This is a genomic window from Aeromonas sp. sif2416 (assembly GCF_019218665.1).
Classification (GTDB): Bacteria; Pseudomonadota; Gammaproteobacteria; order Enterobacterales; family Aeromonadaceae; genus Aeromonas; species Aeromonas encheleia.
This window is the reverse complement of the sequence record NZ_JAHUXC010000074.1, coordinates 1-209: the sequence shown is the minus strand read 5'-3', so window position 1 is coordinate 209 and position 209 is coordinate 1. Positions and strand designations below refer to the sequence as shown.

1 protein-coding gene is annotated in these 209 nt (G+C 66.0%); it reads left to right on the top strand.

The window, feature by feature from the left end:
• The coding region (locus KW821_RS21980) for a VCBS domain-containing protein (RefSeq protein WP_218292890.1) at positions 1–209 on the top strand (209 nt) is incomplete at both ends.

Sequence of the window (209 nt, the reverse complement as noted above, 5' to 3'; positions counted from 1 at the left end):
GGCAACGTGCTGGGCAACGACACCGTGGGTGCCGACACCCCGGCGGTCTTTGTGGGCTGGAGTGCGAGCGGGCATGACAACAGTGCTGCGGTTGCTGCACTGGGCAGCTACGGTACCTTCACCCAAAATCCGACCACCGGCGCCTGGACCTATGTGCTGGACAACAGCAAGGCGGCGACCCAGGCGCTGACGGCGGGCTCCAACCTGAG